Source organism: Pseudoalteromonas sp. TB51 (assembly GCF_000498055.1).
GTDB classification, from domain to species: domain Bacteria; phylum Pseudomonadota; class Gammaproteobacteria; order Enterobacterales; family Alteromonadaceae; genus Pseudoalteromonas; species Pseudoalteromonas atlantica.
Window position 1 is genome coordinate 1 of record NZ_AUTO01000032.1, and the last position, 10036, is coordinate 10036.

Consider the following 10036-nt stretch of genomic DNA (forward strand, 5'->3'; position numbering starts at 1 on the left):
CTGCCGCTAAAAAAGCAGAGTCAACCAATTTAAGCGCGCAGCAAGGGCGAAATGAAGTAGACTCTACGGTTAAGCAGATACGCGATTTATCTTCGTCGTTAGGTAACGCATCAAGTGTGGTATCGCAACTTGAAAAAGACGGTGAAACCATAGGCTCAGTGCTCGATGTAATCAGAGGCATTGCAGAGCAAACCAATTTACTTGCATTGAATGCCGCGATAGAAGCCGCTCGTGCTGGTGAGCAAGGGCGAGGCTTTGCTGTTGTAGCGGATGAAGTACGCTCGCTTGCGCAACGTACACAAGAGTCTACCAGTGAAATTGAAGGCATTATTAATACGCTTCAGCAGCGCACGCAAGAGGTAGTAAGTATTATGCATCAATGTCGCTCGCAAGGTGATGAAAGTGCTTCACAAGCTATTAAAGCGGGTGATTTACTCGGTGCTATTACCGAAGATGTGCAAACCATAATGGAAATGAGCACTCAAATTGCCGTTGCTATTGATGAGCAAAGTCAGGTGGCATCAGAGGTGAACAAAAATGTAGTACGCATTAGAGACATTGCCCAAGATGCCTCTGAGCATGCAGTTAATAATGCGCAAACCAGTGAAGAAGTCTCTGAACAAGCGCGCGTATTATTTGCGGCTATTGATAAGTTTAAAGTGTAATACAGTGTAGCGTTTAAAAAGCCAATAAGGTTTAGGGAACAAACTTTATTGGTACGCTATCTTTGTTTTGTTCGTGCTCGGCAAGACGCGCTTGGTATTTATCCCACAAGGTTTCGTGCTGCGCTTGTAGTGTTTCAAAGTAGCTCCAGCTAAATAGCCCGCTGTTATGGCCATCATCAAAGTCTAATCTCAGTGCGTAATGCCCCACCGGTACAATCTTTTTTATACCAACATGTTGTTTATTAAGTACCAACTTCATTGGCTCTGCACCATGCCCTTGCACTTCGGCCGAGGGAGAGTGAACGCGTAAAAACTCGCAGCTAAATACAGCCATACTGTCATCATCAAAGTAAACATCTAGGTTTTTACTCACGCTATGATAATGCACTTTTGTTACGTGTTTCATTTTATATATCCCATTAAAAAGCCCCCAATATGGAGGCTTTTAGTATAGTATTTTTGCCTACCTTATAAAATAAAGCGGCTTAAATCTTCATCTTCAACTAATGCGCCTAAATGTTTTTCTACATAAGCGGCGTCAATAGTAAGGGTAGAGCCAGCTTGTTCAGATGCATCGTATGAAATTTCTTCCATTAGCTTTTCCATTACCGTATGTAAGCGACGAGCACCAATGTTTTCGGTTTTCTCGTTAACCTGCCAAGCGGCTTTAGCAATGCGCTCTATTGCATCATCGTTAAACTCAACATTTACTTGCTCAGTTTTAAGCAATTCACGTTGCTGCTCAGTAAGTGAAGCATGTGGCTCGGTAAGAATTCGTTTAAAGTCATTAGCACTTAGTGCTTCAAGCTCTACACGAATAGGTAAACGACCTTGTAGCTCAGGGATCATGTCTGATGGTTTAGCCATTTGGAACGCACCTGATGCAATAAATAGCATGTGGTCTGTTTTCACCATACCGTGCTTAGTATTAACGGTTGAGCCTTCAATTAATGGAAGTAGGTCGCGTTGTACACCTTCACGGCTAACATCTGGGCCTGACGAATCGCCACGCTTACAAATTTTGTCTATTTCATCAATAAACACAATGCCGTTTTGCTCTACTGCAAAAATAGCCTGCTCTTTTAGCTCTTCAGGGTTAACTAATTTAGCGGCTTCTTCTTCGGTTAATAACTTAAAGGCTTCTTTAATTTTTAACTTACGCTTAGTACGTTTGTCGCCACCCATGTTTTGGAACATGCTTTGCAGCTGGTTGGTCATATCTTCCATACCAGGAGGCGCCATAATCTCTACATTTGGCTGTGCTTGCGCTAGATCTATTTCTATTTCTTTATCATCAAGCAGACCTTCGCGTAATTTTTTACGGAATGTTTGACGAGTAGATGAGTTGTCATCGCGCTGTGTTTCACCGTATTGATCTTTAGCCGGTGGTAAAAGTGCATCTAAAATACGCTCTTCTGCTGCTTCTTCTGCACGGTGTTTAAACTTTTTAGTTTGTTGCTCGCGGGTCATTTTAATTGATACATCAACTAAATCGCGAATGATAGTCTCTACTTCTTTACCAACATAACCCACTTCAGTAAATTTAGTCGCCTCTACTTTAATAAAAGGCGCATTAGCGAGTTTAGCTAAACGGCGGGCAATTTCAGTTTTACCGACACCGGTTGGGCCAATCATTAAAATGTTTTTAGGGGTTACTTCGCTGCGTAAGTCATCGTTTAGTTGCATACGGCGCCAGCGATTACGCAGGGCAATAGCCACGGCTTTTTTAGCATTAGCTTGACCAATAATATGCTGATCTAACTCGTGTACAATTTCTCTTGGGGTCATAGCAGACATAATGGGTCCTATTATAATTCTTCGATTGTTTGGAAGTTGTTGGTAAATACACAGATGTTGCCAGCAATGGTCAGGCTTTTTTCTACGATATCGCGAGCGCTTAAATCGGTGTTTTCTAATAGGGCAGTGGCTGCTGATTGAGCAAAGTTACCACCGCTACCAATGGCAATTAAATCGTTTTCTGGCTGCACTACATCACCATTGCCGGTGATAATTAGTGAAGCAGTTTCATCTGCAACCGCAAGGAGTGCCTCAAGCTTGCGTAAAGCTCTGTCGCTACGCCAGTCTTTGGCCATTTCTACAGCGGCTTTAGTGAGGTTACCTTGGTGCATTTCTAGTTTGCTTTCAAAGCGTTCGAAAAGGGTAAAGGCATCAGCAGTACCGCCGGCAAAACCAGCAATTACTTTGCCATTATAAAGGCGTCGAACTTTACGGGCGTTGCCCTTCATTACGGTATTACCAAGTGAAACTTGGCCGTCGCCACCAATTACTACTTTATTGTCGCGGCGTACACTTACGATAGTGGTCATGTTATTCCTCATCATCAAGCTGCGGGGGCAGCTTGTAAAAAACGATTATGATGAGGTTATATGGGTGAATGGACTAATTTCAAGTCCAGCCCCAAATTCCGCAGCTAACAACATGCACTCGCTTGAGTTTGTTTTTGTCGCTTTCGGCTTGGCGCTTTGTTTTATAAGGGCCTAAACGCACTTTATACCAAACACCATTAGCACCTGTGGTCTTTTTAATTTCAGAAATTAAGCCCGCAAAGGCAATTTTAGCTTTGAGGGTTTCGGCTTGTGCGTGTGTTCTAAACGACCCACACTGCATAACATAGGGGCCTTTTTGCTCAATTTCTCTTACTTCAACTTGGATCTCGTGCTCTTTAATTTCTTCAATGAACTTAGGGGCGCGAGGTTTAGCTATTTCTACTTTTTCAGGTGTTTTAGGGTGCGCCTGCTGCTCAACAAGCTCAGGGTCGGCGTTATTTTTAATAAACCATAAGCCGTAAGCAAAGCCGCCTACAAGCAAAACTGTAATAACAACTAAAAGTATAGGAAATGGTTTTTTAGCAGGGGCTTGCTTGGTGTTTTTTCTACCCGCTGGTTTTTTATTAATATAATCGTGCTGTGCCATTTGGCTTTAACCTAAATCATGTCTATAGGGTCAACATCAAGGCTCCAACGCACTTTTTGTGCAAGTTTGCTGGTGCTTAAATAGTCGACCATTTGCGCAAGATACTGATGCAATACTTTGCGGTCTTGCGCTTGAATATGCAATTGAAACCGGTACATACCCGCCACTCTTTCTAGTGGGGCAGGAATTGGACCGAGCAATTGTATACCAGATACACCGTTAACAGGAACCAAATCCGTCAAAAAATCGACAACGAGCTTAATACTGTGCCCTTGTGCTCTAACTATAGCCATATTGGTAATGGGTGGAAGGTCGGCATCATCACGCTCACTTAGAGCAAAACGGGCAAAATCTTGGTAGCCATTATTTACTAAGTCTTGCAATAAAGGGTGTTCAGGAAAGTGGGTTTGCAGTAATACTTGGCCTGGCTCACCAGAGCGACCCGCGCGCCCAGCAACTTGAGTTACCAGCTGGGCTAAATGCTCTGTGGCTCTAAAATCGCACGAGTACAAGCCGCTATCTACATCTAATATAAGCACTAAGCTAACATCGGCAAAATGATGACCTTTAGCCAACATTTGTGTGCCCACTAAAATACGCGCCCCGCCTTGGTTTATCTCCTCTAAGGCTTTTTCTAAGCTCCCTTTACGGCGGGTTGAATCGCGGTCGATGCGGGTTACGGGTGTATCGGGGAATTCACTCGATAAAAATTCTTCAATTTGTTCGGTGCCTTTACCGTTAGGAAAAATTTGTGTGCTACCGCAATCAGGACACTGGTGAGGTACTGGGTGTTGCTCACCACAGTGGTGGCAAATCATTTGGCCAATGGCTTTATGAAAGGTTGCGCTGGTGCTACAGCGATTACACTCACTCAGCCACCCGCATTCGTGACAAATTAGCGTAGGAGAAAAGCCACGACGATTTAAAAACACCATAACTTGTTTACCACGGTTTAAATGTTGGCGCATAGTGGCAAGGCTTGCGTGTGCAATACCCGCTTGGTCGGGCTGGCCTTTCATATCGAGCAACATAAACTGATTATCGGTCGCAGTTTGTGCGCGCTCTGTAAGGCTTAAAAGTTGGTATTTGTTGTTTATAGCTTTGTGCAGTGTTTCGAGCGCAGGGGTGGCACTGCCTAAAATAAGCGGTATTTTGTGCTGAAATGCCCGATAAGCGGCTAAATCGCGTGCGTGGTAGCGTAAAGTATCCTGCTGTTTAAATGAAGAGTCATGCTCTTCATCAACCACTATCATTCCTAACTTTAAAAAAGGTAGAAAAATACTCGAACGGGTACCTATTACAATTGCGCAGCTGCCTTTTTCGCAAAAACGCCATGTTTGCAAGCGTTCGTTATCGGATAGGGCAGAGTGCCATAGCATAATTGGCGTATCGGGAAAGCGACGACGAAATCGGTTAACAGTTTGTGGTGTTAAGCCTATTTCAGGCACCAGCACTAAGGCTTGCTCGCCACGTTTAAGGACTTCTTCTAGGCATTGTAAATACACTTCGGTTTTACCACTGCCTGTCACACCTTCTAATAAAAAGCTCTTAAAGCCAACACTTTGATTTATTGTAGTGCACGCTACGGCTTGCTCTTTATTTAGTACTGGCTTGGTGCCGACTGTGGGCGCAACGCTTTGCCATTGATTATCATGCTCAATGCTTTGGGTTATAAGCTCTTTATCTATTAAGGCATCTATTGTTTTTTTACTAAAGCCGAGCGCTTTTAGCTCGGTTATCGACGACTTACCCGATTGCGCGAGTTGCTTTAATAAATTTAGCTGAGTTTTCGCTTTTAATGATGGAACCTTTGCGCCTTTTTCGGTAAGGCTAATCATGTTAATGCTGGTTTTATCTGGGTTTTCACCTTGGCGAAGCGCACCTGGCAGCGCAATGTGTATGGTTTCGCCGAGCGGATAGCAATAATAGCGTGCAGTAAAGCTAAGCAGTTCTAAATGCTGTGATGATAAAATAGGGGTTTGGTCAATAACCTCAGTAACCGCTTTAATTTTGTTATCGGGCACGTCGGTATGCGTTTTAAGAGCAAGAACAACCGCTACTTTCTTTTGATTGCCAAAAGGCACTAAAACACGCATCCCTGGCATAATAGGCGCCGAGGGCGAGATGAGTTGTTCATCTATTTTATAATCAAAGGTGCGTGGTAACGGAACTTTAATAGCAACTTCAACAAAACGCATAACAACTCATGTGATAAAGGGTAATAGCTTAATGTACTAAAAATAAGGCTAAAAACCTACATACAAATGGATGCGGTAGCGCTGGTTGGTTACTTTTTTGGCAAAAAGCGTAATTAAAGCTTGTGCGGGGCAAGCTAGTTGGATAAAATCCGCGGCCTATAAATTTGTTTTAACGACGTATGGTGCCAGACTTCGGGTTTGGAGAGCGATGCGGCCTTAACTAGAGGTTCCTATGAAAGAAGGTATTCACCCTAAGTACGAAGCAATTTCTGCAACATGTTCATGCGGAAACAAATTCGAAACTCGTTCTACTCTTTGTAAAGACATTCACCTAGACGTATGTTCTGCGTGTCACCCGTTTTACACTGGTAAACAAAAGATTTTAGACACTGGCGGCCGTGTTGATCGCTTCAACAAGCGCTTCGGTGCACTTAGCAGCAAGAAGTAATTATTGCTGTTTAGTAAAAAAAGCACCTTCGGGTGCTTTTTTTGTGCCTAAAATTCATTATTTTTACTGAAAAACCACCGATTATTGCCGTACTACGTGTGCATAACTATTTCCTGTTCTTATTCTGAATATGCATAAACCTTTGCAGACAAACTCACAATTCTTCTCTATATTTTTTATACGTTAATTTTTAACCAAGCTGCTAAAAGTGCTTATCGTGGCGATATTTGTTTTTAACGGTGATAAACGCGCTATATTGGTGCATTTTACTATTTTACTATTCTGCTATTTTACAAAAATATTGGCAGGGCAAAATGAACCTCAAAAAGCACTTTTTGAATGAATTTTTATTTGTTTAATATTGATAACTTTTAGCGAAGTTGCTGATAAATCACTTAAAATTAACGGATATAGCATATAACAGGATAGACCTGATATTGCTTGGAATTTAAAAATAATAAGAGTATCTTAGCCCCATACTCCCTCTCACTTAACTTAAATTGCAGGATACCATCGCGTTATGTCAGATTTTCGTGAACAAGCATTACACTACCACTCTCACCCCGTTCCAGGCAAAATCAGCATTGAGCTAACAAAACCAGCCGAAACGGTGCAAGACTTAGCATTAGCATACAGCCCCGGTGTTGCAGAGCCTGTGCGCGAAATTGCAGCAGACCCAGCCAATGCATATAAATATACCGGTAAAGGTAATATGGTTGCGGTGATCAGTAATGGTACGGCAATTTTAGGTTTGGGTAATTTAGGGCCATTAGCCTCTAAACCTGTTATGGAAGGTAAGGCGCTTTTATTTAAACGTTTTGCTGGCTTAGATTCTATTGATATTGAAGTTAAGCATCGCACCACCGAAGACTTTATAAATACAGTGGCTAATATTGCCGACACGTTTGGTGGTATTAACTTAGAAGATATTAAAGCGCCAGAGTGTTTTGAAATTGAAAAAGCACTTATTGAGCGTTGCAGTATTCCGGTTTTTCATGATGACCAACACGGTACCGCTATTGTAACTGCGGCAGGTATGCTTAACGCCTTAGAAGTGCAGGGCAAATCAATAGAAGATGCCATTATTGTATGTTTAGGTGCAGGCGCTGCAGCGGTTGCTTGTATGGAGCTGTTAATTAAGTGTGGTGCACTGCGCGAACATATTTATATGTTAGACCGCAAAGGGGTTATTCATACTCGCCGCGATGACTTAAACGAATACAAACAGCTTTTTGCTAACAATACAGATAAACGTACTCTACAAGATGTAATTGCTGATGCTGATGTGTTTGTAGGTGTATCGGGTCCTAACTTGCTTGCACCTGAAGATCTAAAACTAATGGCCGATAAGCCAGTGGTGTTTGCATGTTCAAACCCAGATCCTGAAATTGCACCTGAGCTTGCGCACAGTGCACGTAAAGACTTAATTATGGCAACAGGGCGTTCTGACTTCCCTAACCAAGTTAATAATGTTTTATGTTTCCCGTTTATTTTCCGTGGTGCACTTGATGTACGTGCAAGCGCAATTAACGATGAAATGAAAATAGCCGCTGTTGAAGCTATTCGTAGTATTGCTAAAGAGCCAGTGCCTGAGCAAGTATTAAAAGCAGCGGGTGTAGAAAAGCTCGAATTTGGTGCTGATTACATTATTCCTAAACCGATGGACCCGCGTTTATTACCACGTATAGCCAAGGCGGTTGCTATTGCTGCTGTTGAATCGGGCGTGGCACAAATTGACTTACCGGAAAATTATATGGCGTAATATATAGCGCTTAAACAAAAAAACCTCAGCATGCTGAGGTTTTTTTGTTTAAAAAGACGTTTTATTCTTCGTCTAAAATAGGCACTTCTAAACCCATTTCTTGCATTATTTTTTTAACTTCTTCAGGTACTTTTTCTGCGTTATCTTTACGTAGGTCATCATCATTAGGTAATGGCTGGCCTGTAAAAGCATGCAAAAACGCTTCGCATAGTAACTCGCTGTTTGTTGCATGACGCAGGTTGTTTATTTGACGACGTGTACGCTCATCAGTTAATACTTTTAATACATTTAGCGGGATCGAAACGGTGATCTTTTTAACTTGCTCTGATTTTTTCCCGTGTTCTGCGTATGGGTGAATATACTCACCATTCCATTTAGCCATAAGATGTATCGTTGCCTCAGATTATTAATTTCTCACACGGCGTAAAAAGCGTGTAAATATGCGTGAAATTCTATCGTTTTAAAAAAGATAGTCAAATAATAGATAGCAATCTATCTTAATAAGCTGGCTGTAATAGTAAATACAGCTTTCTTGAAGTTTTACGCGTCTGTTATTTTTAGCCATCTAGAGCTTTAAAAGCTTTGACTTATTATAATGGATAACTTACTCTTTTAGACGTCTAAACATCCAAATTAATCAGGTGACGAATATGAGCGAAAAAAACAAAGCAACCATTGCTGTACGAAATGGGGTTGATGCCGATAAACATCATGGCGCCGTTGTACCGCCAATTTATTTATCGACGACTTATTCGTTTGCCGATTTTGATACTAAGCGCGCATACGACTATGGGCGCAGTGGTAATCCTAATCGCGATATTTTAGCTGACACTCTAGCAGAGCTTGAAGGTGGCGCACGCGGAATTATTACTGCTACGGGCATGGCAGCAGTGCACTTAGCCACACAGTTATTAAATAACGATGATACATTGGTTATTCCTCACGATTGTTATGGCGGCAGCTACCGTTTATTTACGTCGTTAGAAAAGCGCGGCTTGCTTAAACTTAAAGTGCTTGATTTAACTAAACCAGAAAGCCTAGAACAAATTTTAACCATTAAACCTAAATTAATTTGGATAGAAACACCAAGTAACCCTGTGCTGCGCCTAACGGATATTAAAGCCGTGACGGATATAGCAAAACAGTGCGGTGCATTAGTGGCCGCCGATAACACCTTTTTATCACCGGCATTACAAAACCCAATTAAGTTTGGCGTAGATATTGTTGTGCACTCAACCACTAAATATATAAACGGCCATTCTGATGTTGTAGGCGGTGCAGTTGTTGCTGCAACACAAGAGCTTGGTGATGAGCTTGCTTGGTGGGCCAATAACATTGGTATTACCGGCGCACCATTTGATAGCTATTTAACGTTACGTGGTTTACGTACTTTAAATGTGCGTTTAAAACAGCACCAAGAAAATGCCCTGGCAATTGCTAAATACCTAGAAAGCTCTGAGTATGTTAGCCAAGTTTACTACCCAGGCCTTGAATCGCATCCTCAACATGCGCTTGCTAAAGCCCAACAGCTTGGGTTTGGTGGTATGGTTAGTTTTGATATTAAAGGCGATGTGAATGATGCTGCGGCGTTTTTAACAAGCCTTAAAGAATTTAGCTTAGCAGAATCGTTAGGTGGGGTTGAGAGTTTAATTTGTCATCCTGCGACCATGACTCACGCAGGTATGGAAGCTCAAGCACGTTTAGAGGCGGGTGTGGGCGATACGCTAATTCGTATTTCGGTCGGTATTGAAGATATAGAAGACCTACTGGCTGATTTTGAACGTGTATTTAACCTAGTTAAACCTGGGCAAAATAAAAATGTAGGGCGTGTTGGTAAAGCTGCGGGCAATGCCAATGGTGATGTAAAGCAGCAGGCTGCTCATCCAGCTTTGTGGTGATTGAGTATGGTAAAAAGTGTACATAAATTTGGCGGCTCGAGCTTAAGCTCGGGCGAGCGCTATCAAAGTGTGGCAAAAATAATTATTGGCCACACACAGCCTGGCGATTGCGTGGTTGTATCTGCTGCGGG

The 10036-nt window shown here is 42.3% G+C and carries 10 protein-coding genes; 4 read left to right on the top strand and 6 right to left on the bottom strand.

Going from position 1 to position 10036, the window contains the following annotated elements:
• Window positions 1-665 (top strand): methyl-accepting chemotaxis protein (locus L650_RS0100800; RefSeq protein WP_029771815.1); only part of this gene is annotated, 665 nt, incomplete at its 5' end.
• Between the two features lie 31 nt (window positions 666-696).
• On the opposite strand, the gene L650_RS0100805 is transcribed toward L650_RS0100800, so the two are convergent.
• From L650_RS0100805 to priA, 5 genes are all read right to left on the bottom strand, one after another.
• Window positions 697-1071 (bottom strand): gamma-butyrobetaine hydroxylase-like domain-containing protein, encoded by a 375-nt coding sequence (locus tag L650_RS0100805; protein ID WP_004589334.1) that lies wholly within the window; start codon window positions 1069-1071, stop codon window positions 697-699.
• A 62-nt stretch (window positions 1072-1133) separates the two neighbouring features.
• On the bottom strand, window positions 1134-2462 hold the full coding sequence (hslU, locus tag L650_RS0100810) for an HslU--HslV peptidase ATPase subunit (protein WP_029771816.1): 1329 nt from the start codon (window positions 2460-2462) through the stop codon (window positions 1134-1136).
• 11 nt (window positions 2463-2473) lie between these two features.
• Entirely contained in the window at window positions 2474-2992 is a 519-nt protein-coding gene (gene hslV, locus L650_RS0100815; protein WP_004589336.1) for an ATP-dependent protease subunit HslV, read from the bottom strand.
• A 79-nt stretch (window positions 2993-3071) separates the two neighbouring features.
• Complete coding sequence (locus L650_RS0100820; protein WP_029771817.1) at window positions 3072-3599, bottom strand: SPOR domain-containing protein; 528 nt, start codon at window positions 3597-3599, stop codon at window positions 3072-3074.
• An 11-nt stretch (window positions 3600-3610) separates the two neighbouring features.
• Window positions 3611-5797 (bottom strand): primosomal protein N', encoded by a 2187-nt coding sequence (priA, locus tag L650_RS0100825; protein WP_029771818.1) that lies wholly within the window; start codon window positions 5795-5797, stop codon window positions 3611-3613.
• Window positions 5798-6029: 232 nt separating this feature from the next.
• Between priA and rpmE the strand changes: the two genes are divergently transcribed.
• Window positions 6030-6245: a 50S ribosomal protein L31 gene (gene rpmE, locus L650_RS23460; RefSeq protein ID WP_004589339.1), complete on the top strand. Its 216-nt coding sequence runs from the start codon at window positions 6030-6032 to the stop codon at window positions 6243-6245.
• Window positions 6246-6765: 520 nt separating this feature from the next.
• Complete coding sequence (locus tag L650_RS0100835) at window positions 6766-8007, top strand: malic enzyme-like NAD(P)-binding protein (RefSeq protein ID WP_029771819.1); 1242 nt, start codon at window positions 6766-6768, stop codon at window positions 8005-8007.
• A gap of 61 nt (window positions 8008-8068) precedes the next feature.
• On the opposite strand, the gene metJ is transcribed toward L650_RS0100835, so the two are convergent.
• Window positions 8069-8389, bottom strand: coding sequence for a met regulon transcriptional regulator MetJ (gene metJ / locus L650_RS0100840; protein ID WP_004589341.1), 321 nt, complete (start codon window positions 8387-8389; stop codon window positions 8069-8071).
• A gap of 268 nt (window positions 8390-8657) precedes the next feature.
• Here metJ and metB point away from each other — a divergent pair, with 268 nt between their 5' ends.
• Window positions 8658-9905 carry a cystathionine gamma-synthase gene (gene metB / locus L650_RS0100845; protein WP_029771820.1) on the top strand — a complete coding sequence of 416 codons (1248 nt, stop codon included), beginning with the start codon at window positions 8658-8660 and terminating at the stop codon, window positions 9903-9905.
• Window positions 9906-10036: the final 131 nt, after the last annotated feature.

What these genes read in the sequence shown, in the direction of transcription:
- L650_RS0100805 (WP_004589334.1), bottom strand. Translation starts at nt 1,071, where the DNA reads ATGAAACACGTAACAAAAGTGCATTATCATAGCGTGAGTAAAAACCTA.
- hslU (WP_029771816.1), bottom strand. Translation starts at nt 2,462, where the DNA reads ATGTCTGCTATGACCCCAAGAGAAATTGTACACGAGTTAGATCAGCAT.
- hslV (WP_004589336.1), bottom strand. Translation starts at nt 2,992, where the DNA reads ATGACCACTATCGTAAGTGTACGCCGCGACAATAAAGTAGTAATTGGT.
- L650_RS0100820 (WP_029771817.1), bottom strand. Translation starts at nt 3,599, where the DNA reads ATGGCACAGCACGATTATATTAATAAAAAACCAGCGGGTAGAAAAAAC.
- priA (WP_029771818.1), bottom strand. Translation starts at nt 5,797, where the DNA reads ATGCGTTTTGTTGAAGTTGCTATTAAAGTTCCGTTACCACGCACCTTT.
- rpmE (WP_004589339.1), top strand. Translation starts at nt 6,030, where the DNA reads ATGAAAGAAGGTATTCACCCTAAGTACGAAGCAATTTCTGCAACATGT.
- L650_RS0100835 (WP_029771819.1), top strand. Translation starts at nt 6,766, where the DNA reads ATGTCAGATTTTCGTGAACAAGCATTACACTACCACTCTCACCCCGTT.
- metJ (WP_004589341.1), bottom strand. Translation starts at nt 8,389, where the DNA reads ATGGCTAAATGGAATGGTGAGTATATTCACCCATACGCAGAACACGGG.
- metB (WP_029771820.1), top strand. Translation starts at nt 8,658, where the DNA reads ATGAGCGAAAAAAACAAAGCAACCATTGCTGTACGAAATGGGGTTGAT.